The sequence below is a fragment of the Streptomyces sp. AP-93 genome, assembly GCF_022808175.1.
GTDB lineage: Bacteria > Actinomycetota > Actinomycetes > Streptomycetales > Streptomycetaceae > Streptomyces.
The window spans coordinates 266,851-289,774 of sequence record NZ_JALGBX010000010.1; the positions used below are offsets into that span (position 1 = coordinate 266,851).

At 70.0% G+C, this 22,924-nt stretch carries 22 protein-coding genes and 1 riboswitch; of the genes, 8 read left to right on the plus strand and 14 right to left on the minus strand.

Annotated features, from left to right (window positions below):
• Nucleotides 1-47 precede the first annotated feature (47 nt).
• Complete coding sequence (locus tag MTF69_RS19030) at nucleotides 48-1,028, minus strand: helix-turn-helix domain-containing protein (protein WP_243336091.1); 981 nt, start codon at nucleotides 1,026-1,028, stop codon at nucleotides 48-50.
• A gap of 81 nt (nucleotides 1,029-1,109) precedes the next feature.
• Between MTF69_RS19030 and MTF69_RS19035 the strand changes: the two genes are divergently transcribed.
• Nucleotides 1,110-1,328: a hypothetical protein gene (locus MTF69_RS19035; RefSeq protein WP_243336092.1), complete on the plus strand. Its 219-nt coding sequence runs from the start codon at nucleotides 1,110-1,112 to the stop codon at nucleotides 1,326-1,328.
• Here MTF69_RS19035 and MTF69_RS19040 read toward each other — a convergent pair.
• The 6 genes from MTF69_RS19040 to MTF69_RS19065 all read right to left on the minus strand — a co-directional run bounded on the left by MTF69_RS19040 (nucleotide 1,325) and on the right by MTF69_RS19065 (nucleotide 9,203).
• On the minus strand, nucleotides 1,325-2,356 hold the full coding sequence (locus tag MTF69_RS19040) for a ribonucleotide-diphosphate reductase subunit beta (protein ID WP_243336093.1): 1,032 nt from the start codon (nucleotides 2,354-2,356) through the stop codon (nucleotides 1,325-1,327). The two genes, MTF69_RS19035 and MTF69_RS19040, sit on opposite strands and share 4 nt — an antisense overlap.
• Nucleotides 2,356-4,752, minus strand: coding sequence for a ribonucleoside-diphosphate reductase subunit alpha (locus MTF69_RS19045; RefSeq protein WP_243336094.1), 2,397 nt, complete (start codon nucleotides 4,750-4,752; stop codon nucleotides 2,356-2,358). The genes MTF69_RS19040 and MTF69_RS19045 overlap by 1 nt, the downstream gene beginning before the upstream one ends.
• Before the next feature lie 181 nt (nucleotides 4,753-4,933).
• Nucleotides 4,934-5,016, minus strand: a riboswitch (cobalamin riboswitch).
• Between the two features lie 91 nt (nucleotides 5,017-5,107).
• Nucleotides 5,108-5,605, minus strand: coding sequence for a GNAT family N-acetyltransferase (locus tag MTF69_RS19050; protein WP_243336095.1), 498 nt, complete (start codon nucleotides 5,603-5,605; stop codon nucleotides 5,108-5,110).
• Nucleotides 5,606-5,694: 89 nt separating this feature from the next.
• Nucleotides 5,695-5,892, minus strand: a complete 198-nt coding sequence (locus tag MTF69_RS19055; RefSeq protein ID WP_243336096.1) for a YbdD/YjiX family protein — start codon at nucleotides 5,890-5,892, stop codon at nucleotides 5,695-5,697.
• Nucleotides 5,889-8,051 (minus strand): carbon starvation CstA family protein, encoded by a 2,163-nt coding sequence (locus tag MTF69_RS19060; RefSeq protein WP_243336097.1) that lies wholly within the window; start codon nucleotides 8,049-8,051, stop codon nucleotides 5,889-5,891. The genes MTF69_RS19055 and MTF69_RS19060 overlap by 4 nt, the downstream gene beginning before the upstream one ends.
• Nucleotides 8,052-8,438: 387 nt before the next feature.
• Nucleotides 8,439-9,203: a GntR family transcriptional regulator gene (locus MTF69_RS19065; RefSeq protein WP_243336098.1), complete on the minus strand. Its 765-nt coding sequence runs from the start codon at nucleotides 9,201-9,203 to the stop codon at nucleotides 8,439-8,441.
• 296 nt (nucleotides 9,204-9,499) lie between these two features.
• Here MTF69_RS19065 and MTF69_RS19070 point away from each other — a divergent pair, with 296 nt between their 5' ends.
• From MTF69_RS19070 to MTF69_RS19085, 4 genes are all read left to right on the plus strand, one after another.
• Complete coding sequence (locus MTF69_RS19070; RefSeq protein ID WP_243336099.1) at nucleotides 9,500-10,783, plus strand: extracellular solute-binding protein; 1,284 nt, start codon at nucleotides 9,500-9,502, stop codon at nucleotides 10,781-10,783.
• Between the two features lie 76 nt (nucleotides 10,784-10,859).
• Nucleotides 10,860-11,855, plus strand: coding sequence for a carbohydrate ABC transporter permease (locus MTF69_RS19075; protein WP_243336100.1), 996 nt, complete (start codon nucleotides 10,860-10,862; stop codon nucleotides 11,853-11,855).
• Nucleotides 11,852-12,727 (plus strand): carbohydrate ABC transporter permease, encoded by an 876-nt coding sequence (locus MTF69_RS19080; RefSeq protein WP_243336101.1) that lies wholly within the window; start codon nucleotides 11,852-11,854, stop codon nucleotides 12,725-12,727. Before MTF69_RS19075 ends, MTF69_RS19080 begins: the two co-directional genes overlap by 4 nt.
• Nucleotides 12,728-12,733: 6 nt before the next feature.
• Nucleotides 12,734-14,224 carry a glycoside hydrolase family 3 protein gene (locus MTF69_RS19085; RefSeq protein ID WP_243336102.1) on the plus strand — a complete coding sequence of 497 codons (1,491 nt, stop codon included), beginning with the start codon at nucleotides 12,734-12,736 and terminating at the stop codon, nucleotides 14,222-14,224.
• 197 nt (nucleotides 14,225-14,421) lie between these two features.
• On the opposite strand, the gene nagB is transcribed toward MTF69_RS19085, so the two are convergent.
• Both nagB and MTF69_RS19095 read right to left on the minus strand, forming a co-directional pair.
• On the minus strand, nucleotides 14,422-15,207 hold the full coding sequence (nagB, locus tag MTF69_RS19090) for a glucosamine-6-phosphate deaminase (RefSeq protein ID WP_243336103.1): 786 nt from the start codon (nucleotides 15,205-15,207) through the stop codon (nucleotides 14,422-14,424).
• A 131-nt stretch (nucleotides 15,208-15,338) separates the two neighbouring features.
• Nucleotides 15,339-16,109, minus strand: a complete 771-nt coding sequence (locus tag MTF69_RS19095) for an SDR family oxidoreductase (RefSeq protein ID WP_243336104.1) — start codon at nucleotides 16,107-16,109, stop codon at nucleotides 15,339-15,341.
• 78 nt (nucleotides 16,110-16,187) lie between these two features.
• Between MTF69_RS19095 and MTF69_RS19100 the strand changes: the two genes are divergently transcribed.
• Nucleotides 16,188-16,802, plus strand: a complete 615-nt coding sequence (locus tag MTF69_RS19100) for a TetR/AcrR family transcriptional regulator (RefSeq protein WP_243336105.1) — start codon at nucleotides 16,188-16,190, stop codon at nucleotides 16,800-16,802.
• 402 nt (nucleotides 16,803-17,204) lie between these two features.
• Nucleotides 17,205-18,674: a sensor histidine kinase gene (locus MTF69_RS19105; RefSeq protein WP_243336156.1), complete on the plus strand. Its 1,470-nt coding sequence runs from the start codon at nucleotides 17,205-17,207 to the stop codon at nucleotides 18,672-18,674.
• A 160-nt stretch (nucleotides 18,675-18,834) separates the two neighbouring features.
• On the opposite strand, the gene MTF69_RS19110 is transcribed toward MTF69_RS19105, so the two are convergent.
• A complete protein-coding gene (locus MTF69_RS19110; RefSeq protein WP_004937597.1) occupies nucleotides 18,835-19,092 on the minus strand; it encodes a WhiB family transcriptional regulator in 258 nt (85 codons plus the stop codon).
• A 332-nt stretch (nucleotides 19,093-19,424) separates the two neighbouring features.
• Nucleotides 19,425-20,390, minus strand: coding sequence for a diacylglycerol kinase family protein (locus tag MTF69_RS19115; RefSeq protein WP_243336106.1), 966 nt, complete (start codon nucleotides 20,388-20,390; stop codon nucleotides 19,425-19,427).
• A gap of 85 nt (nucleotides 20,391-20,475) precedes the next feature.
• Here MTF69_RS19115 and MTF69_RS19120 point away from each other — a divergent pair, with 85 nt between their 5' ends.
• Nucleotides 20,476-20,910, plus strand: a complete 435-nt coding sequence (locus MTF69_RS19120) for a hypothetical protein (RefSeq protein ID WP_243336107.1) — start codon at nucleotides 20,476-20,478, stop codon at nucleotides 20,908-20,910.
• Between the two features lie 26 nt (nucleotides 20,911-20,936).
• Here the strand turns inward: MTF69_RS19120 and MTF69_RS19125 are convergent, their stop codons facing one another.
• The 3 genes from MTF69_RS19125 to MTF69_RS19135 form a co-directional block, all read right to left on the minus strand.
• Nucleotides 20,937-22,010, minus strand: a complete 1,074-nt coding sequence (locus MTF69_RS19125) for an RNA polymerase sigma factor SigF (RefSeq protein ID WP_243336108.1) — start codon at nucleotides 22,008-22,010, stop codon at nucleotides 20,937-20,939.
• On the minus strand, nucleotides 22,007-22,420 hold the full coding sequence (locus MTF69_RS19130) for an anti-sigma regulatory factor (RefSeq protein ID WP_214949331.1): 414 nt from the start codon (nucleotides 22,418-22,420) through the stop codon (nucleotides 22,007-22,009). Before MTF69_RS19130 ends, MTF69_RS19125 begins: the two co-directional genes overlap by 4 nt.
• A 227-nt stretch (nucleotides 22,421-22,647) precedes the next feature.
• Nucleotides 22,648-22,908 (minus strand): UBP-type zinc finger domain-containing protein, encoded by a 261-nt coding sequence (locus MTF69_RS19135; RefSeq protein ID WP_243336109.1) that lies wholly within the window; start codon nucleotides 22,906-22,908, stop codon nucleotides 22,648-22,650.
• Nucleotides 22,909-22,924 lie beyond the last annotated feature (16 nt).

Genomic DNA, 22,924 nt, shown 5'->3' on the forward strand with positions numbered 1-22,924 from the left:
ATCAAGACGGGGAAAGTTCTTGCTCAATTCGTCAAGTCGGCCGGACGTCAGGCCGCGGCCGGGCCCCGGAACGCGCGGCGGAAGGCGTTCGGGGTCGTGCTCAGCGTCCGCAGGAAGTGGTGGCGCAGGGCCGCCGCGGTACCGAATCCACAGCGCCCCGCGATCGCGTCCACCGTCTCGTCGGTGGCCTCCAGCAGCTCCTGCGCCAGCAGGACCCGCTGGCGCAGCACCCACTGGTACGGGGTGGTCCCCGTCTCCTGGAGGAAACGGCGGGCGAAGGTCCGCGCGGACATGTGGGCCCGCTCCGCGAGCTGTTCGACCGTGATCTCCTCCTCCAGGTGGCGGGCCATCCAGCCGATCACCTCGCCCACCGTGTCGCAGGAGGTGCGGGGCAGCGGGCGCTGGATGTACTGCGCCTGTCCGCCGTCCCGGTGCGGCGGTACGACCATCCGCCGGGCAATGGTGTTGGCCACCTCGGTGCCCTGCGCCTGCCGGACGAGGTGCAGGCACGCGTCGATCCCGGAGGCGGTCCCGGCCGAGGTGATCACCTGGCCCTCGTCCACGTAGAGCACGTCCGGGTCGACCCTGGCCCGCGGGAAGCGGCGGGCCAGGGTCGGGGCGTGCATCCAGTGCGTGGTGCAGCGCCGGTCGTCCAGCAGCCCGGCCGCGCCCAGCACGAAGGCCCCGCTGCACACGCTCAGCACCCGCGCGCCCCGGTCCACGGCCCGCCGCAGGGCCTCCAGGAGGGGCTCCGGGTACACGCGGGTGGGTGCCTCGCGGTCGGCGGGCAGGCAGATCAGGTCCGCCTCCTCCAGCCGCTCGGGTCCGTGGGGGAGCGTGAGGCTGTAGTGGCCGTCGCCCACGGTGATCGGGTTCTCCTCCATCGTGCAGACGGCGAAGTCGTAGGTCGGCAGGCCCATGGCGCTGCGGTCGACCCCGAAGACCTCGCAGAAGATGCCCATCTCGAAGGGGGTGACCCCGTTCACCACGGCCACGGCCACGTTGTTGAGGGAGGAAGGCTTCAGCATGCTTCCAGTGTGGCAGTAATTTGCTCTTTCATGACAGTCCTGCCACTGTCCGGTTTCGGCCGCCGTGGCGAGAGTGGAGTCATGAACACATTCCTCGACTACCTCGTCGTCCTGGCCGTCGCCGCCCTGCTCCTGGCCCCCGCCCTCTACGGAGCCGCGCGCGAGCGCCGCGTCGACCGGCAGATCCGCGCGGCCGCCGAGCGGCGCCGGGAACAGCAGAGAGCCCCCGCCCGAGGTCCTGGTCACCCAGGTCGATCTCCCCAGGGGCGGGGGCGCCGGCAGCACATGAAGGCCGCTTAGAAGTCCTCGTCCAGGTCGACCGTGCCCTCGACCGCGACCTGGTAGGCCGACGGGCGGCGCTCGAAGAAGTTCGTCAGCTCCTGGACGCCCTGGAGCTCCATGAAGGAGAACGGGTTCTGCGAGCCGTAGATGGGCGGGAAGCCGAGGCGGACCAGGCGCTGGTCCGCGACGCACTCCAGGTACTCGCGCATCGACTCGGTGTTCATGCCCGGCAGGCCGTCACCGCACAGGTCGCGGCCGAACTGCAGCTCGGCCTCGACGGCCTCCCGCAGCATGTCGGTGACCTGCTGCTGGAGCGCGTCGTCGAAGAGCTCCGGCTCCTCCTTGCGGACCGTGTCGATCACCTCGAAGGCGAAGCTCATGTGGGCGCTCTCGTCCCGGAACACCCAGTTGGTGCCCGTCGCCAGACCGTGCAGCAGACCGCGCGAGCGGAACCAGTACACGTACGCGAACGCACCGTAGAAGAACAGGCCCTCGATGCACGCGGCGAAGCAGATCAGGTTCAGCAGGAAGCGGCGGCGGTCGGCGGCCGTCTCCAGGCGGTCGATCTTCTCGACCCCCTCTCCGTCCAATGCAGCCATCCAGCGGAAGCAGAACTGCGCCTTCTCGCGGATCGAGGGGATCTCCTCGACCGCGTCGAAGGCGGCCGCGCGGTCGTCCGGATCGGGCAGGTAGGTGTCGAGCAGCGTCAGGTAGAACTGGACGTGCACGGCCTCCTCGAAGAGCTGGCGCGACAGGTACAGGCGCGCCTCCGGGGAGTTGATGTGCTTGTACAGGGTCAGCACGAGGTTGTTCGAGACGATCGAGTCGCCCGTCGCGAAGAACGCGACCAGCCGGCCGATCATGTGCTGCTCGGAGGGCGTCAGCTTCGCGAGGTCCGCGACGTCCGAGTGGAGGTCGACCTCCTCGACGGTCCAGGTGTTCTTGATCGCGTCCCGGTAGCGCTCGTAGAAGTCCGGGTAGCGCATGGGGCGGAGCGTGAGCTCGAAGCCCGGGTCCAGGAGGTTCTTGGTGGGGTTGGAGCTCATTACTGGCAGGCCTCGCAGGACTCGGGGTTTTCAAGGGAGCAGGCCAGCGCGTCGGCGTCGACGGCCTGCGGGAGCGGAGTGACGGCCGCCGGGACCGTGCTGCCGGAGGCGGCGCGGGCGATCTTCGTCGCGGGGCGGGAGCGCAGGTAGTACGTGGTCTTCAGGCCCTGCTTCCAGGCGTACGCGTACATCGAGCTGAGCTTGCCGATGGTGGGCGTCTCCAGGAACAGGTTCAGCGACTGCGACTGGTCCAGGAACGGCGTACGGGCGGCCGCCATGTCGATCAGTCCGCGCTGCGGGATCTCCCACGCCGTGCGGTACAGGTCGCGCACCTCCGCCGGGATCCAGCCGAAGCCCTGGACCGAGCCGGAGGACTCGCGCAGCGCCTCGCGGGTCTGGGCGTCCCAGACGCCGAGCCGCTTGAGCTCCTGCACCAGGTAGCCGTTGACCTGGAGGAACTCCCCGCTCAGGGTCTCGCGCTTGAAGAGGTTGGAGACCTGCGGCTCGATGCACTCGTAGACGCCCGCGATGGAGGCGATGGTCGCCGTCGGGGCGATGGCGAGGAGCAGGGAGTTGCGCATGCCGCTCTTCGCGACCCGGGCGCGCAGCGCGTCCCAGCGCTCCGGCCAGTTCAGCTCGACGTCGTAGTGGTCGGGGTGCAGCACGCCGCGGGCCGTGCGGGTCTGCTCCCACGCGGGGAGCGGGCCGCTGCGCTCGGCCAGGTCGCACGAGGCCTCGTACGCCGCGAGCATGATGCGCTCGGAGAGCTTCGTGGACAGGGCCTTCGCCTCGGGTGAGTCGAAGGGCAGCTTCAGCTGGAAGAAGACGTCCTGCAGGCCCATCGCGCCCAGGCCCACCGGACGCCAGCGGGCGTTGGAGCGGCCGGCCTGCTCGGTCGGGTAGAAGTTGATGTCCACGACGCGGTCGAGGAAGGTGACCGCGGTGCGGACGGTCTCGTCCAGGCGCTCCCAGTCGATCTCCCGGCCGTCGGCCGTGTCGATGACGAAGGCACCGAGGTTGACCGAGCCGAGGTTGCAGACGGCCGTCTCGCCGTCGTTGGTGACCTCGATGATCTCGGTGCAGAGGTTCGAGGAGTGGACGACGGTGCCCGGCTCGGCGGTCTGGTTCGCCGTGCGGTTGGAGGCGTCCTTGAAGGTCATCCAGCCCTGGCCGGTCTGCGCGAGGGTGCGCATCATCCGGCCGTACAGGTCGCGGGCGGGCATGCTCTTGCGGGCCAGGCCCGACTCCTCGGCCTTGCGGTAGGCGGCGTCGAACGCGTCCCCCCACAGGTCGACCAGCTCGGGGACGTCGGCCGGGGAGAACAGCGACCAGTCGGCGTCGGCGTTCACGCGGCGCATGAACTCGTCCGGCACCCAGTGGGCCAGGTTCAGGTTGTGCGTACGGCGCTGGTCCTCGCCGGTGTTGTCGCGGAGCTCCAGGAACTCCTCGATGTCCGCGTGCCAGGTCTCCAGGTAGACCGCGGCGGCGCCCTTGCGGCGGCCGCCCTGGTTCACGGCGGCGACGGAGGCGTCGAGGGTCTTCAGGAACGGCACGATGCCGTTGGAGTGGCCGTTCGTACCGCGGATCAGCGAACCGCGGGAGCGGATGCGGGAGTACGAGAGGCCGATGCCGCCGGCGTGCTTGGAGAGGCGCGCGATCTGGTGGTAGCGGTCGTAGATCGAGTCGAGCTCGTCCAGCGGGGAGTCCAGCAGGTAGCAGGAGGACATCTGCGGGTGCCGGGTGCCGGAGTTGAAGAGGGTGGGGGAGGACGGCAGGTAGTCGAGGCGGCTCATCAGCCGGTAGAGGGAGGCGACTTCCTCCACGGCCGGGACGCTTTCGTCCGCGGCGAGACCGCAGGCCACGCGCAGCATGAAGAACTGCGGGGTCTCGATGACCTGGCGGGTGATCGGGTGGCGCAGCAGGTAGCGGCTGTGCAGGGTGCGCAGGCCGAAGAAGCCGAAGCGGTCGTCGGCGCCCTCGGCGAGCGCGTGCCCGACGAGCGCGTCGAGCCGGTTCGCGTGCAGGCGTACGAAGTCGGCGGTGCGGTCGGCGATCAGCCCCTCGCGGTGGCCGATCTCGACGGAGCCGGAGAAGGAGGTGGCGCCCTGGCCGGCGGCCTCGTCGCGCACGGCCAGCGTCAGCAGGCGGGCGGCGAGGCGGGAGTAGGCCGGGTCCTCGGAGATCAGTCCGGCGGCCGCCTCGGTGGCGAGCGTACGGAGCTCCGCCTCGTCGGCGGCGGCGCTGCGGCCGCGCAGCGCGGCGGCGGCGACCCGGCCGGGGTCGGTGTCGGGCAGGTCGGCGGTCAGCTCGGTGAGCGTGCGCAGCAGCGCGGCCCCCGGACCCTCATGGGCGGACGGGTCGGACTCGGCGCGCGGTGCGGAAGGCGCGATGGTCACGGGGGGAGCTCTCCCTCGCTCGGCTCCGGGAACACCGTTGGTGCGGGGCGCGAGGGGGCGCACGTGGGGGAGCGCGTGCCTGGCAGGGCCGTGCGCGTGCGCCACGTGGCGTCCACCGGCCCAACCGCGAGGCCCGGACGTATCTGCACCCGGTTCGGTCGAGCCGGGCGCACTGTCGACAGGTCCTCGGACTTGCGGATGCACCGAGCGGGTCGGTGCATTTCATACCGTTGCGGGACAGTTCCGGATTCTCACCGGATTCCCCTGCGACGACAGCGAGCACGAGCATACATGTGGGGGCCGGTGCTCGCGGTAGCCCCCACATGTTGTGTCGCTCCTCGCGGGCGGTACGCCGCTAGAGCTCCAGGCGGTAGGTGAGCAGGGGGAAGCCGGGAATCGGGTACCAGTCCCGCTCCGGCGTCCGTGCGAAGCCCAGCCGGTCGTAGATCCGGTGCGCCCCGAGCATCTTCTCCGTGGTCGACAGGACCAGGTGGCTCACGCCCTCCAGCTCCCGGGCGCGGTTCAGGCAGGCCCGTACGAGGGCCTCGCCGGCGCCGCGTCCGCGCGCCGCGGGGGAGACGGCCAGCATCCGGAACTCCGCCTCGCCGGGGCCCGCGATGTCGCACAGGGGGCTGCCGGGAGGGGCGAAGGTCACACCGCCGAGCAGCGTGCCCTCGTACTCCGCGACGAGCACCTCGCCGGCGGGGGCCCGGCCGGCGACATCGCGCAGCCGGTTCAGGTAGGGGTCGTCCTCGGCGAAGTGCAGCAGTCCGTCGTCGAGGTAGGCCCGTGCGGTGATCTCGCCGAGCTCTTCGTATTCGGCGGCGGTCGCCGTCCTGATGATGATGTCCATGGGACCGAGTGTGCGCCAGGGCAGCAAAAGAGGCCGCCGCGTTCCGTCGGGTGGACGGCAGACGCGGCGGCCTCAGGAGCCCCACCGGTTCAGCAGCAGCGGAACCCTTCGCGCGGATCACCCTCGCGGGCATCCGTACGGGCCCGCTCGAAGGCCCGGCGCGACTGGACCTCCGCGTCGGGGTCGTGCGTACGGGCGTGGGCGACGTAGCGGTCGTAGGCCGCCTCGCCCGAGAACTCCCGTACGAAGTACCGGGCCCGGCCCAGCACGTGGCGCAGGCGCGTCACGCCGGTTCTCGCACGGAGTCCTGCGCGCGGCCCCCGCCCGAGTCGAGGCCGGCCGCGGCGAGCTCCGCGCGCTCCTCGGCGGTCGGGATGAGCCCGGCCGGGGCGACGATCTTGGACTCGGTCCACGGGACCTCGGTCAGGGTGACCGACTCGGGCTTGCGGATGGCCTTGAAGCAGGTCCGGGCCGCGTCGACCAGCACGATGATGATCAGCAGGGCGAAGAGCACCGACAGGACGCCGTCCACCGTGGCGTTGGTGACCACCGTGTGCATCTCGTCCATGTTCTTGGCGGGCTTGAGGACCTTGCCCGCGTCGATGCCGTCCTGGTAGACGTCCCGCTGCGCGAAGAAGCCGATCTTCGGGTTGTCGGAGAAGATCTTCTGGTAGCTGGCGGTGAGCGTGACGGCCAGGTCCCAGGCCAGCGGAACGCCCGTCACCCAGGCCCACTTGAGCCGGCCCGACTTGATCAGCAGGGTGGTGCAGACGGCCAGGGCGACCGCCGCGAGCAGCTGGTTCGCGATGCCGAACAGCGGGAAGAGCTGGTTGATGCCGCCCAGCGGGTCCTTGACGCCGACCCACAGGAAGTAGCCCCAGCCGCCGACGACCACCGCGCTGGCGAACCAGACGCCCGGCTTCCAGCTGACGTCCTTGAAGGACTTGTGCACGTTGCCGAGGGTGTCCTGGAGCATGAAGCGGCCCACGCGGGTGCCCGCGTCGACCGTGGTCAGGATGAACAGGGCCTCGAACATGATCGCGAAGTGGTACCAGAACGCCTTCATCGAGGCGCCGCCGATCACGGCCGAGAAGATCTCCGACATCCCGAGTGCGAAGGTCGGCGCGCCGCCCGTACGGGACAGCAGGCTGGTCTCCTCGACGTCCTTCGCGGCTTGCGCGAGGGCCTCGGGGGAGATGGCGAAGCCGAAGTTCGTCACGGCCTGGGAGGCCGTCTCGACGGTGGCGCCGACGACGCCGCCGGGGGAGTTGATGGCGAAGAAGAGACCCGGATCGATGATGCAGGCCGCGATGATCGCCATGACGGCGACGAAGGACTCGGTCAGCATCGCGCCGTAGCCGATGACCCTGACCTGGGTCTCCTTCTGGATCATCTTCGGGGTGGTGCCCGAGGAGACCAGGGAGTGGAAGCCGGACAGGGCTCCGCAGGCGATGGTGATGAAGACGAACGGGAACATCGAGCCGGCGAAGACCGGGCCGTCGCCGCGCGAGGCGAACTCGGTGACCGCCGGCATCTTCAGCGTCGGCATGGCGATGACCACGCCCACGGCCAGCAGCCCGATGGTGCCCACCTTCATGAAGGTGGAGAGGTAGTCGCGCGGGGCGAGCAGCATCCACACCGGCAGGACGGACGCCACGAAGCCGTAGGCGATCATCCAGATGACCAGCGTCTCCTTCTCCAGGGTGAAGGTGTCCGCCAGCGAGGACTCGGCGACCCAGCCGCCCGCGACGATGGCGAGCAGCAGCAGCGCGACACCGATGACGGAGACCTCGGTGACCTTGCCCGGGCGCATGACGCGCAGGTAGAAGCCCATGAAGAGGGCGATCGGGATGGTCATGCCGATGGAGAAGACGCCCCACGGGGAGTGCGCCAGCGCGTTGACGATGACCAGGGCCAGCACGGCCAGCAGGATGATCATGATGGCGAAGACGCCGACCAGCGCGGCGGCGCCGCCGACCGGGCCGATCTCGTCCCGGGCCATCTGGCCGAGCGAACGGCCGTTGCGCCGGGTGGAGAAGAAGAGCGTGACCATGTCCTGGACGGCGCCCGCGAAGATCACGCCCACGACGATCCAGATGGTGCTGGGCAGGTAGCCCATCTGCGAGGCGAGTACGGGACCCACGAGCGGTCCGGCGCCGGCGATGGCGGCGAAGTGGTGGCCGAAGAGCACGCGTCGGTCGGTCGGGTGGAAGTCGACACCGTTGTCAAGGCGTTCGGCGGGGGTGGCGCGGGTCTTGTCCACCTTCAGGACGCGGTTCGCGACGAAGCGCGCGTAGAAGCGGTAGCCGATCGCGTACGAACCCAGGGCCGCGGCGAGCAGCCAGGCGGCCGAGATCTCCTCGCCGCGCGAGAGCGCCAGCACGCCCCAGCCGATGGCCCCCACGAGCCCGACGAGCACCCACGCGGCCACGGCCTTGGGGGACATGCCCCCTGACGGTGAAGGCGAGCCCGGCGTGATGCCCCCGCCCGCCGCTTCCTGTTCGGCTCTCGATGCTTCCGGTTCCGGCATGACCTCTGGTCCCCTCGTCGATCATCTGCGTAAGCGCAGGGAATCTACGGGGTCCGACCGCTGGGCGTAAGCCCCCGTCCGTAATCCGGTACCGCATCGGAGCCTGGGTCGCTCGCGACGCGGGCGCCTTCTACGCGCGGGGAGTCGGCCGAGTTCACGTGCGTGACGTGAAATCGCTGCTGGTTATGGCTGGAAGTCGTTCGCGACATGAAAGAGAAATGCCCGGTCATGCGCTTCAGCGCGTGGCCGGGCATTTTGGTGCAGAGTTTCCGTTTCCATCGCCGGCAGGCGTGGACGGGGGTGTTACACGGCGGGGCGCTGAAGGCGGGCGACGAACTTGTAGCGATCGCCGCGGTACACGGAACGCACCCACTCGACGGGCTCCCCGTCGGTGTCCAGCGAATGGCGGGAAAGCAGCAGCATCGGCAGCCCGACGTCGGTGCCGAGCAGCCCGGCCTCCCGAGGGGTGGCCAGCGAGGTCTCGATGGTCTCCTCCGCTTCGGCGAGGCGCACGTCGTACACCTCGGCGAGGGCGGTGTACAGGGAGGTGTACTTGACCAGCGAACGGCGCAGCGCGGGAAAGCGCTTGGCCGACAGGTGCGTGGTCTCGATGGCCATCGGCTCTCCGCTGGCCAGGCGGAGGCGTTCGATGCGCAGGACCCGGCCGCCGGTGGCGATCTTGAGGAGACCGGCGAGGGTGTCGTCGGCCGTCACGTAGCCGATGTCCAGGAGCTGTGAGGTCGGTTCGAGGCCCTGGGCCCTCATGTCCTCGGTGTACGAGGAGAGTTGGAGCGGCTGGGAGACCTTCGGCTTGGCGACGAAGGTTCCTTTGCCCTGGATCCGTTCCAGCCGGCCCTCGACGACGAGCTCCTGGAGCGCCTGGCGCACCGTGGTGCGGGAGGTGTCGAACTCGGCCGCGAGCGTGCGCTCGGGCGGCACCGGTGTGCCGGGTGGAAGGGTTTCGGTCATATCGAGCAAGTGGCGCTTGAGCCGGTAGTACTTGGGCACGCGTGCCGTGCGGGTGGCCGCCCCGCTGTCCGGCTCCGTGATCGCCCCTTCGGTGGCCATCGCCGCCCGCCTTCCCGACTCCAGTTTCGTTGCCGTCACCGGCTCCTCCGATATGTGCGGTCACATCGTGACACGGGAGGGAGGGCAGGCCTCCTCCCTCCCCCAGGTGTCGGTCCGATAACGGACCGATCACCCGCTCATTAGACCCTTGACACCCCTAAAGGTCTAGGCCAAGCTCCAGCTACTGGTCTACACCAATATGGATCGGATCCCGGCCCCACGGGCAGTACTTGGTGCTTTTTGAGTCACCGCGGCGGGCAAGGGAAGTTGCAGGCAGCATCCCTGAGGAGGGTGGCGTGAAGCGCAAGCTCATCGCGGCGGTTGGAGTCGCGGGCATGGTTATCGGCCTCGCGGCGTGTGGTGGGTCCGACGACAAGGGGACCGACAAGGCCGCCTCCGGCGCCAAGGAGCTGACCGTCTGGCTGACGGTCGACGCCCAGAACAACTGGCCGGAGCTGGTGAAGGCGGCCGACGACGCGATCATCGCGAAGCACCCCGGCCTCACCATCAAGCACGAGTACTACGGCTGGCCGGACAAGAACGCCAAGCTCGACGCGGTCCTCGCGACGGACAAGGCCCCGGACGTTGTCGAGATGGGCAACTCCGAGATGATCGGCTACATGTCGACCGGCGCCTTCGCCGAGGTCGACCCGGCCAAGTTCGAGAACTCGGCCGCGTGGCTGGACGCCCTCAAGGACTCCGTCACGTACAACGGCAAGTCCTACGGTGTCCCCTACTACGCCGGTGGCCGTGTCGGTACCTGGCGCAAGGACCTGGCCGCCGAGGCCGGCGTGACCGCCGCCCCGAAGACGTGGGCCGAGTACACCGGTGCTCTGGACAAGATCCAGAAGGCGAAGGGCGACAAGTTCAGCGCCCTCTACCAGCCCTCTCCGGACTGGTACGCCGCGATGTCCTACGTCTACGACGCCGGCGGCGCCATCGCCAAGCAGGACGGCGACAAGTGGAAGGCCTCGCTGTCTTCCCCCGAGTCGCTGAAGGGTCTCACGCAGTACAAGGACCTCCTCGACAAGTACATGCACGCGGACAAGACCAAGGACGAGTCCGACCGCCCGGTCGTCTTCGCCCAGGGCAACTCCGCGGCCATCTTCGCCGCCGCGTGGGAAGGCGCCGTAGCGGCCGACCCGAAGAACGACAAGGTCGGCGGCCTGGCCGACAAGCTGGAGAACTTCGTCCAGCCCGGTCCGAACGGCAAGAACCTGCCCGTCTTCCTCGGCGGCTCGGACCTGGCGATCCCGTCCAAGTCCAAGGCTCAGGACATAGCAGCCGAGTGGATCAACGCCTTCACCGGTTCGCAGGGCCAGAAGGGCCTGATCGGCAAGGGGAACCTGCCGAACAACAAGACGGACCTCGGCCCGCTGAAGGCCGACCCGAAGACCGCGGTCGGCGCCACGGCGGCCGAGTCCTCCTGGTTCGTCCCGACCGCTCCGGGCTGGGGCCAGGTCGAGAAGGGCAACCTCCTCAAGACGATGCTCCAGGAGATCGGCACCGGCAAGAAGTCGGTGGAGGAGGCGGCCAAGGCCGCTGACGCCGAGATCGACAAGGTCATCAACACCAAGTGACCTGTAGTCAGCAGGGCCCCGCCGCTCAGGCGGGGCCCTGCTGCCCGTCAAGAGAGGGACTCCCGAGGAGCGCGCGATGAGTGCCGCACAGACAACCACCGCCGACCTGCCGCCGGCGGAACAGACGAATTCCACCGGAGCAGGTACGGGGAGCAAGGGCACACCGGACGGATCGCCCCGCAAGGGTTCGGGCGCGACCCCCTGGCTGCTGCTGGCTCCGTGCATGCTGATCATCGCCCTCGTCATGGGGTACCCGCTCTACAGACTCGTGTCCCTCTCCTTCCAGAGCTTCGGCAAGAAGGAACTCTGGGGCTTCAAGGACGCCGAGTTCGTCGGCGTGGACAACTTCACGAAGATCCTCGGGGACTCGGTCTTCTGGTCCGTGGTCCTTCGCACCATCGTCTTCGCGCTCGGCGCGGTCATCCTGACCATGGTCATCGGCATGCTCATCGCGCTGCTGCTGCAGAAGGTCTCGGGCGTGGTCAAGGCGCTCATCAGCATCGCTCTCGTGGCGAGCTGGGGCATGCCGATCATCGTGGCCACCGCCGTCTTCAAGTGGCTCTTCGACGCCGACTACGGCGTCCTCAACTACCTGATGAGCAAGCTGCCCGGCGTGGACATGATCGGGCACAACTGGTTCGCCAGCGGCCCCCAGGGCCTCATGGTGATCATGCTCCTGGTGGTCTGGGGCGCGGTGCCCTTCGTGGTCATCACTCTCACCGCCGGCCTGACCCAGGTGCCAAAGGAGCTGGAGGAGGCCGCGCGCCTCGACGGCGCCGGAGCCTGGGGCGTGTTCCGCCACGTCACCCTCCCGATCCTGAAGCCGATCATCGTCATGCTGACGACCCTCTCGGTGATCTGGGACATGGGCGTCTTCCCGCAGGTCTTCGTGATGCGAAACGGCAACCCCGAGGCCGAGTTCCAGCTGCTGACGACGTACTCGTACCAGCAGGCCTTCGTGGTCAACGACTACTCGGGCGGCTCCGCCATCGCCCTGGTGACCGTGGCCCTGCTGCTCGGAGTCGTCGCCGTCTACATGCGCCAGATGCTCAAGATCGGAGAGGTGGAATGACCCTCACCACCGCGACCCCGCCCGCCGCACGCAGCAAGCGGGGCGGCCGGAAGAAGCTCACGTCGAAGCTCGGCTGGAACGTCGTCGGGCTCCTGGTCTTCGCCGTCGTGGGCTTCCCGGTCTACTGGATGCTGAACACGGCCTTCAAGCCGGCCAAGGACGCGATCGACCCGAGTCCGCACTTCTTCCCGCGCACCTTCACGCTGGACAACTTCCGGCGCGCGCTGGAGATCTCGGACTTCTGGGGTCCCGTCGGCCGAAGCCTGATCGTCTCGCTGGTGGTGGTCACCATCGGGATCGCCATCGGCCTGCTGGCCGCCCTGGCCATCTCCCGCTTCGCCTTCCGCGGCCGCAAGGTCGTGATCGTCGGAATCCTCGCCGTCCAGATGATCCCGCTCGTCGCGATGATCATCCCGGTCTTCCTGCTCCTCAACGACCTGGGTCAGTACGACAAGCTCACCGGCTTGATCATCACGTACCTGACCTTCGTCCTCCCCTTCACGGTGTGGACGCTGCGCGGATTCATCGTCAACATCCCGAAGGAACTGGAAGAGGCCGCCCAGGTCGACGGGTGCACACCGACCGGCGCCTTCCTGCGGGTGGTCTTCCCGCTGCTGGCCCCCGGCATGGTCGCCACCTCGGTCTACGCCTTCATCCAGGCGTGGAACGAGTACCTCTACGCCCTGATGCTGATGAGCCAGCAGAACCAGACGGCCACCGTCTGGCTCGGCAACTTCACCACCAAGAACGGCACCGAGTTCGCCCCCATGATGGCGGGCTCGACCATGATGGCGATCCCGATCGTCGTCCTCTTCCTCCTCGTCCAGCGCAAGATGGCCGCGGGTCTGACCGCCGGCGCCGTGAAGGGATAACGGCCCATGACTGTCCTTGCGCACCACACGGATACGCTGACCCGGGACGCCCTCGCGGTCCTGCAGCCCGGCTTCGAGGGCACCACCGCCCCCGCCTGGCTGCTGCGCCAGGTCGCCGAAGGCCTCACCTCCGTCGGCCTCTTCGGCCGCAACATCACCTCGCCCGAGCAGCTCGCCGCGCTGACCGCGCAGCTGCGCAGCGAGCGGGACGACGTCCTCGTCGCCATCGACGAGGAGGGCGGCGACGTCACGCGCCTGGAGGTCCGCGGCGGCTCGTCCTTCCCCGGCAACCTGGCCCTCGGCGCCGTGGACGACGTGGACCTGACCCGCGACGTGGCCCGCGAGCTGGGCCGCCGGCTCGCCGAGTGCGGGGTCAACCTCAACTGGGCCCCGTCCGCCGACGTCAACTCCAACCCGGACAACCCGGTCATCGGAGTACGGTCCTTCGGCGCCGACACCCACCTCACCGCCCGGCACACCGCCGCGTACGTCGAGGGCCTCCAGGCCGCCGGCGTCGCCGCCTGCACCAAGCACTTCCCGGGCCACGGCGACACCAACGTCGACTCGCACCACGCGCTGCCGCGCATCGACGTGGACCTGGAAACCCTGGCCGCGCGGGAACTCGTACCGTTCCGGGCCGCCATCGAGGCCGGCACCAAGGCCGTCATGAGCGCCCACATCCTGGTGCCCGCCCTGGACCCGACCCGCCCGGCCACCCTCAGCCCGCAGATCCTGACCGGTCTGCTGCGCAAGGAGCTCGGCTACGAGGGCCTCATCGTCACCGACGGCATGGAGATGCACGCCATCGCCGGGACGTACGGCATCGAGCGCGGCTCGGTGCTGGCCATCGCGGCCGGCGCCGACGCCATCTGCGTCGGCGGCGGGCTCGCCGACGAGGGCACCGTGCTGAGGCTGCGCGACGCGCTGGTCGCGGCCGTCCGCGAGGGCTCGCTCCCGGAGGAGCGGCTCGCCGAGGCCGCCGCCCGGGTCCGCTCGCTGGCCGAGTGGACCCGCCAGGTCCGTCAGGGCGCGCGGCCGGAGGGGAGCAGCGCGCCCGGCATCGGCCTGGCCGCGGCCCGCCGCGCGGTGGTGGTGACGGGTTCGCCCAAGGCGGCGTCCCCGGTGAACGCCCCGTACATCGCCACGCTCACCCCCGTCGCGAACATCGCGGTCGGCGACGAGACCCCGTGGGGGGTGGCCGGGGAAGTGTCCGCGCTGATCCCGGGCACCGACTCGGGCGTGTACCCGCAGGGGTCCGCCGCCGCCGACATCCTGGCCGCCGCGGGGAACCGCACCGTCGTGGCGGTGGTCCGCGACGCGCACCGGCATCCCTGGATGACCGAGGCCCTGGACGCGCTCGTCGCGGCGCGGCCGGAGACGATCGTGGTCGAGATGGGCCTGCCGCGGGCCGAGCCGCGGGGTGCGCTGCACATCGCGACGCACGGGGCGGCCCGGGTGTGCGGGCGCGCTGCCGCTGAGGTCATCGCGGGGGTTTAGCGGGCCCGTGCGGGCCGGCTGCCGGGGCTCCGCCCCGGACCCCGCGCCTCAAACGCCGGCGGGGCTGGATTTTCCACCCCGGGGCTGGATTGTCCAGCCCGCCGGCGTTTTTGCGGCGCGCCGGGCGCAAGAGAAGGGCCGGGCACTCCCTGTGGGGAGTGCCCGGCCCTTCATCGTTCATCGCTTGCCGGTACTGCCTAGAGGCCCTGCCAAGCGGGCTTGTTGGCGTAGGTGTGGCGGAAGTAGTCCGCCAGCTTCAGCTTGGACGCGGCGGCCTCGTCCACGATCACCGTGGCGTGGCGGTGCAGCTGGAGCGCGGAGGCCGGCACGAGGGCCGACAGCGGGCCCTCGACGGTCTGCGCGACGGCTTCGGCCTTGCCCTCGCCGGTGGCCAGCAGGACCAGGTGGCGGGCGTCGAGGATGGTGCCGATGCCCTGGGTGATGACGTGGTGGGGCACCTGCTCTATGTCGTTGTCGAAGAAGCGCGCGTTGTCCACGCGGGTCTGCTCCGTCAGCGTCTTGATCCGGGTGCGGGAGGCGAGCGAGGAGCAGGGCTCGTTGAAGCCGATGTGCCCGTCCGTGCCGATGCCGAGGAGCTGGAGGTCCACGCCGCCGGCCTCGGCGAGGGCGCGGTCGTAGGCGTCGCAGGCGGCGACGATGTCCGCGGCCGAGCCGTCCGGGCCCATGAAGGAGGCCTCGGAAAGGCCCAGCGGCTCGACGACCTCGCGCAGGACGACGGCGCGGTAGGACTCCGGGTGCCCGGCCGGCAGGCCGACGTACTCGTCGAGCTGGCAGACGCGGGCCTTGGAGGCGTCGACCAGTCCGGCCCTCACCTTGGCGGCGAGCGCCTCGTAGATGGGCAGCGGGGTAGAGCCGGTCGCCACGCCGAGCAGGGCGTCGGGCTTGCGGCGGACCAGGGCGGCCATGGCCTCCGCGATGAGCTCGCCGCCTGCCTTGGCGTCCGGGACGATGACAACTTCCACGCGGGGCCTGCCGATCTGGAGTGTGACGTTGTGGTATAGACCAATCTAGCAGAGGCGAGGCCCCGTTGCCGGGTCTTCGCACACTCCATGGTGGGCCGGATCCGCGGCTCCGGCCTCCCGGGCGACAGGCCCTAGAGCAGTGAGAGCTGGAGCCCGCCCGTGACGGCGAGGTGCTGGCCCGTGACCCAGCGGGAGTCCGGGGAGGCCAGGAAGGCGACCACGTCCGCGACCTCCTGCGGGGTGCCGAGCCGGTCGAAGACGGAGCGGGAGGCGGCGTGCGCGCGGGCCGCCGGGTCCGCGAGCCAGGCCGCGTTCAGGTCGGTCTCCACGATCCCGGGACCCACCGAGTTCACCGTGATGTTCCGCGGCGCGAGCTCGGCGGCCAGCGAGACCGTCAGCGCGTTCACCGCTCCCTTGGCCATGACCGTGGCGAGGATCGCGGGCAGGGCGATGTCCGGGGTGCCGGTCACGTTCACGATCCGGCCGCCGTCCCGAAGCCGCTCCAGGCCGTGGCGGATCACGAAGAACGGGGCCTTCGCGTTGAGCGCGTGCACCCGGTCGTACGTCTGCTCGTCGGTGGAGCCGATGCCGGCGAAGGTGGCCCCGCCCGCGTTGTTCACCAGTACGTCAACCCCGCCGCCCCCCTCGGTGGCCAGCGGATGGGCCGCGTACGCCGCCCAGAGCGCCTCCGCGCCGCCCTCGACGCCGAGCTCCGCCCCCACCGCGAAGGCGCGGCCCCCGGCCGCCTCGATGGCGCCCACGGTCTCCCCGGCCGCCGCCGCGTTGGATCCGTAGGCCACCGCGACCAGCGCCCCGTCGCGGGCGAGGCGCTCCGCGATGGCCCGCCCGATGCCCCGGCTGCCGCCCGTGACCAGTGCCGTCTTCCCCTCGAGCACGCCCATGGCGCGCCCCCCTTTCGATAGTGGTCGCTACAGAAAGGACCGTATCAGATTTCGTAGCGCCCGCTATAGAATGAGTTCATGGTGACCGGACAGCGCGGCAGGCCCCGCTCCTTCGACCGTGACGAGGCCCTCGACAAGGCGATGTTCGCCTTCTGGGAGCGCGGCTACGAGGCGACGTCGATCTCCGACCTGACCGCCTCGCTCGGAATCAGCGCCCCGAGCCTCTACGCGGCCTTCGGCGACAAGCGCACGCTCTTCGACGAGGTCGTGGTGGTCTACGGCGGCCGCTACGCGGACTTCGCGGCCGCGGCCCTCGCCGAGGAGCCCACCGCCCGCGCGGCGGTGGGGCGCATCCTGCGCGAGGCGGCGGAGGTGTACACCGACCCCGCCCACCCGCCGGGCTGCATGGTGATCAGCGCGGCCGTCAACACCACCTCGGAGGAGGTGGCGCAGGCGCTGCGCGTGCGGCGCGAGGCCAATCTGGTGGCGTGCGAGAGCCGGATCCGGGCCGATGTCGCCACGGGGGAACTCCCGGCCGGTACGGACTCCCGGGCGCTGGCGCGCTACGCCGGAGCGGTGCTGCAGGGGATGTCCCAGCAGTCGCGCGACGGCGCGGGCCGGGAGGAGCTGGAGGCGGTGGCGGAGCTGGCCATGCGGGCCTGGCCGCAGGGGTCGCAGCAGGGGCCGCAGTAGGGGTTTGCCGTAGGGGGGCCGAAGCGGGGGCGCCCTCCGGGGGCGCGCGTTCCTCTGGGCCACGGTGCCGAACGGGACCCTCGGCCCGCCCGGCACCGTAGCCCGGAGTACTTACGGCCGGCGGGTGTGCGGTGCCCGACGGCCGGTGGGAGGTGACGCGCGGTCAGGGCAGAGCGCGCGGCTTACCTCGATCCGTCCTCCTGTGCGGGGAGGGCGGAAGCTTGATGCAATTGTGGACTAGACCAATCTGTTCTGTCCATCCAATGCTGCGACCCGAAATCCCGTCGCTTCCTCCAAGCCTACGCGGAAGCGGGGGCTCCTGGATACTCCGTGGTCACTTCGGGGAATCGCGCTGAGGAAAGTCATGGCCCGTACCCGGGGTACGCTCGCCACGTGCCCTCCATGAACGACCTCGTACGCCAGCACACCGCTCTCAGTGAAACCGACCTGGAGTGGCTCCACCTGCTGGTCTCGGAGTGGCAGCTGCTCTCCGACCTCTCCTTCGCCGACCTCGTGCTGTGGGTTCCCACCCTCGACGGCAGCCGGTACGTCTCGGTCGCGCAGATGCGCCCGAACACCGGCCCCACCTCGTACCAGGACGACATGGTCGGCCACCTGGTCCCGCGCGGCCGTCGCCCGCTGCTCGATGCCGCGCTCGACGAGGGCCGCATCGTGCGCGAGGGGGACCCGGAGTGGCGCGAGGAGGTGCCGGTCCGCGTCGAGTCGATCCCCGTGCGCCGCGAGGGCCGGGTCCTCGGAGTGATCGCACGCAATACCAACCTGCTCACTGTGCGTACACCCAGCCGGCTGGAGCTCACCTACCTCCAGTCCGCCTCCGACCTGGCCCAGATGATCGCGGCGGGCTCCTTCCCGTTCCCCGGCCAGCAGGTCGACATGGACGCCTCCCCGCGCGTCGGCGACGGCCTGATCAGGCTCGACTCCGAGGGCGTGGTGACGTACGCGTCCCCGAACGCGCTCTCCGCCTACCACCGGCTCGGCCTCGCCTCCGACCTGGTCGGCCAGCACCTGGGAACCATCACCTCCGAACTCGCGCCCTCCCGCGGCCCGGTGGACGAGGCCCTGGTCAAACTCGCCAGTGGCTGGGCCCCGCGCGAGACCGAGGCCGAGGGCAGCGGCGGGGTCATCCAGCTGCGCGCCATCCCGCTCAAGCCCAAGGGCACCCGGATCGGCTCGCTCGTCCTGTGCCGCGACGTCACGGAACTGCGCCGTCGCGAACGTGAATTGATCACCAAGGACGCGACCATCCGGGAGATCCACCACCGGGTCAAGAACAACCTCCAGACCGTGGCCGCGCTCTTGCGCCTGCAGGCCCGCCGAATGGATTCGCCGCAGGGGCGCGAGGCGCTGAACGAAGCCGTCCGCCGCGTCGGTTCGATCGCGATCGTGCACGAGACGCTTTCTCAGAACCTGGACGAGCGGGTCGAGTTCGACGAGATCGCAGACCGCGTGATCGCGATGGTCTCCGAGATCTCCCCGGGCAAGGTCGACTGCCGGCGCACCGGCCGCTTCGGAATCCTGGACGCGGAGGTCGCCACTCCGCTGTCGATGGTGCTGACGGAGATCCTCCAGAACGCCCTGGAGCACGCCTTCACCCAGGGCGAGGGCGGCACCGTGGAGGTGTCCGCGGCCCGCTCGGGCACCGGCCGCGACGATGCCCGGCTGCTGATCTCGGTGGTCGACGACGGCTGCGGCCTGCCCGAGGGGTTCGACCCCCAACGGGCCGGCAACCTCGGGCTGCAGATCGTACGGACCCTGGTGGAGGGCGAACTCGGCGGCACCTTCGACATGGTGGCGTCCGAGCCGCGCGGCACCAAGGTCGTCCTCGACCTGCCGGCCAGTCCGCAGAAGTAGCGCACCGCGCCGGTGACCCAGAGTGATGTCAAGGGCCTCGGAAGGGGTCCGGACAGCACTGAACCCCGGACCGAATGGTTTTCGGTACGGGGTTCAAGAGCACGTTACGAAGCGCTTATATGGGTACTACGCGCTGCGGCTCGAGGCTCGAAAGTCGATGTCAGGCGGTTGCGTTGCGCGCCCGATTGCGAGCGGCGCGGCGCTTCATTGCGCGGCGCTCGTCCTCGCTGAGACCGCCCCAGACACCGGAGTCCTGACCGGACTCGAGCGCCCACTGCAGGCACTGCTCCATGACGGGGCAACGGCGGCAGACGGCCTTGGCTTCCTCGATCTGCAGCAGCGCAGGACCGGTGTTGCCGATGGGGAAGAAGAGTTCCGGGTCTTCCTCGCGGCAAACGGCGTTGTGACGCCAGTCCATGGCTGCTCCATCTCCTTGTATTGCGGGCAGGTTGCTTGTGAATGTGAACGCTTTCACGAATCCCTTCGTGAGGGAAGGGAGACCGCCCAGTTTGGGGAAAAACTCGCCCTGGGCTGCCGGAGATTCGTGGAGGGGTTCTGGCGGTCTGTGTGGGTGCCGGGTTCTGCGGGCTGTCCCGATCGCCATGTAGAGATTCGCAAACCTCGGACGGGGATACAACCCCTTCCGGAAAGTTTTTTTTGATTCGTCGGTGTCTACTAGGTCACAGCCCTACTTCCTAGGGGTGGACCGGCGTGTAAACGTTCGAGTGGAAGGACTTTCGGCCCTTCCACTCACACAATCACACGCAGTGCACGGCGTACGCCTGTGAACCGAACGCTGGTGCGCAGCCCGAGGTGGTCACCGTCCATCTGGAACGGAAGCGGCACCTTCGAATGCAAGGTGAAGTCCGTCAGATCGTGCAGAGACACCGCATGCTTGCCGTGCGGTCCGCGCTCAGGAGTCGAGGTCAGGAGCTGTGTCGCGTAGCGAGCGACCGCCGGAGTTGACAAACGGTCCAGTGCCAATACGTCAAGTGCGGTATCGAACGACGCCTCCGGGGAGGCGTAGAGCGGCCGGTTGCCCAGATATGTCCAGGGTGACGTGTTGCACACTATCGACAGCACCAGATCCGTCACCGGATCCGCGCCGGGCCGCTCCAGGGTCACCATGCCGCGCCGGCGGTGCGGCTCTTCCCAGAACTGGCGCATCAGCTGTCGCACGTACAGGGCATGGGTCGAACGCTTGCCCCGTTCCCGCTGCTGTTCGACGCGCCCCACCACACCCGCGTCGAAGCCGAAGCCCGCGCAGAAGGTGAACCAGCGCGCCGGAACCGACTCGTCCTCGGTGCCGGGGGTGCCGGCCGCGAGTCCCAGGCCGACCGTCCGCTCGCGCCGCTCCCGCAGTGCGTCCAGCAGGGCGCCGGTCGCCTCGACCGCGTCGTTGGGCAGGCCGAGCGCGCGGGCGAAGACATTGGTGGAGCCACCGGGGACCACCGCGAGCCCGGGCAGCCGTTCCGGATCGGGACCCTCGTGCAGCAGTCCGTTGACCACTTCGTTGACGGTGCCGTCACCGCCCAGGGCCACCACCAGGTCCACACCGGTCTCGGCCGCCCTGCGGCCCAGGTCCCGGGCGTGGCCGCGGTATTCGGTGGTGACCGCCTCCAGCTTCATCTCGCTGGCGAGGGCGTGGGTCAGGACGTCGCGCGTGCGCGCACTGGTCGTCGTCGCTGCTGGGTTGGCCACGAGGAGTGCACGCATGGGCGTCAGCCTACCGACCCCTTCCGGCGCAGCCCATACTGGCCGTCCCCTCCGGGTGCGGGAGGGGCGCGGCTACCCTGCTGGGGTGAGTACGAAGCCCACCCCCACCGAGTCCGCCGTCCGCTCCCCGCTGCCCCGCCGGCTGACCGCGGCCGCCGTGCTGACCGCGCTGGAGGGGCTGGCCCTGGCCGGGCCCGGCGTCGCCGATCTGTACATGGGCGTCGCCGGGGGCGCCGACCCCGTGCAGGCGCTGACCGGAGGGGTCACCCTGCTCGTCCTGGCCTCGCTGCCGCTGGTCGCGGCGCGCGGGCTGCTCCTGGGCCGGCGCTGGAGCCGCGGCCCGGCGCTGATCACCCAGCTGATGTCGCTGCCCGTCGCCTGGATGCTGTGGACCGCGGGAGGGGCGATGAAGGCCGCCGCCGTGGCGCTGGCCCTGGCCGCGGTGGCCGTCACGGCCCTCCTGGTGAACCCGAAGGCCACCGAAGCGCTGGGCATCGGGCCCGCGGAACGGGCCCGATAGCCCGTACGGGCGGCTCTTCTGCCCCCCTACTCCTCGACCAGGAGCTTCTCGCGGAGCTGGGCCAGGGTGCGGGCCAGCAGCCGGGAGACGTGCATCTGGGAGATGCCGACCTCCTGGGCGATCTGCGACTGGGTCATGTTGCCGAAGAACCGCAGCAGCAGGATCCGCTTCTCCCGCGGCGGCAGTCCTTCGAGCAGCGGCTTGAGGGACTCGCGGTACTCGACGCCCTCCAGCGCCTCGTCCTCCGAGCCCAGGGTGTCCGCGACCGCCGGCGACTCGTCGTCGGTGTCCGGGACGTCCAGCGAGAGCGTGCTGTAGGCGTTGGCCGATTCCAGGCCCTCCAGCACCTCCTCCTCGGAGATCCCCAGCCGTTCGGCCAGTTCGTGCACCGTGGGGGAGCGGCCGTGCTGCTGGGACAGTTCCGCCGTCGCCGTGGTCAGCGAGAGCCGCAGCTCCTGCAGGCGCCTGGGGACCCGTACCGCCCAGCCCTTGTCGCGGAAGTGGCGCTTGATCTCGCCGACCACCGTGGGCGTGGCGTACGTGGAGAACTCGACCCCGCGGTCCGGGTCGAAGCGGTCCACCGACTTGATCAGACCGATGGTGGCGACCTGGGTCAGGTCGTCCAGCGGCTCGCCGCGGTTGCGGAAGCGCCGGGCCAGGTGCTCGACGAGCGGCAGGTGCATCCGTACGAGCCGGTTGCGCAGCTCCGCCTTCTCCGGCGAGCCGTCGGGCAGCTCCCGGAGCTCGATGAACAGGGCCCGCGCGCCGCTGCGGTCGCGCGGATCCGGCAGGGGCGGCGGCGCGGTGAACACCGGAGCCCGAAGGGCTTCGGTGGTGTCCGCGGCCGGGGTTACGTCCGCGGCCGGAGCCGCCGGCTGGGCCGTGGCAGCGGCCCCCGGTGGCTGGACCGGCAGTGTTTGGTCGTGCTGGTTCTCGCTCACAGGGCCCGCCCGTCGCTCCGCCGAGTCCAAAAAGCCGTTTTCCGCATCCGTGTCAGCCGGGTGCGGCCGGGCGTGCTGCTGCTCCGGAATGCCACCGTCGACCTCGTGTCCTACCCGGGGCCGATCCCCGCCCCGCACCGGGACCTCCCCGCCGCTCACGCCGGGCCTGGTCCCGCGCCGCGCTGTTTGTAGAGGCTGATGCTCACCGTCTTGTTCTCCTCGACCGTGGCCTCGACCTTCCCGGCGAGTGCCGAGAGGACCGTCCACGCGAACGTGTCGCGCTCCGGTGCCCGGCCGTCGGTGGTCGGGGCGGAGACGGTCACCTCCAGCGAATCGTCGACCAACCGGAAGACGCAGCTGAGGACGGAGCCGGGCACGGCCTGCTGGAGCAGGATCGCGCAGGCCTCGTCCACCGCGATGCGGAGGTCCTCGATCTCGTCGAGGGTGAAGTCCAAACGTGCCGCGAGGCCGGCCGTGGCCGTCCGCAGCACAGACAGGTAGGCACCCGCAGCGGGCAGCCGGACTTCCACGAAGTCCTGGGTCCCGGGCTCGCCTGCGATCTGGGACACCCTCACCTCCAAGGTGGTACGAGCTCTGTTCGCCGGTGACGCTATCGCGATCCGGGCGATCGTGTCGCGGCACCCCTGTCGGAGGGTGCAGAGCCCCGTCGAACATAGCTGGCCGAAGGGCCGTGCCTTGCGACCAGTGACTGATGGTAAGCCCATGGGGACGCACAGTGGCTAGGGGTCTGCGGGCCCAAATCAGGGGAACCGGCGGAGGGTTGACCTACCCCGCTTCAGACGATCGAACCGTCGACAAAACACCATCGCCACGTCTCGCCCGGTTCGAAGCTGCGCATCACCGGATGTCCGGTCTCCCGGTGGTGCGCCGTGGCGTGCCGGTGGGGCGAGGAATCGCAGCAGCCGACGTGCCCGCACCCCAGGCACAGCCGGAGCTGGACGGGATGACTGCCGAGTGCCAGACATTCGGGGCAGGTCTGGGCAAGCGGGGCCGGCTCGGGGCGCGGCAGTTCGGGAACGTGGGTGCACTCGCTCATGATGGCCAGCGTACTG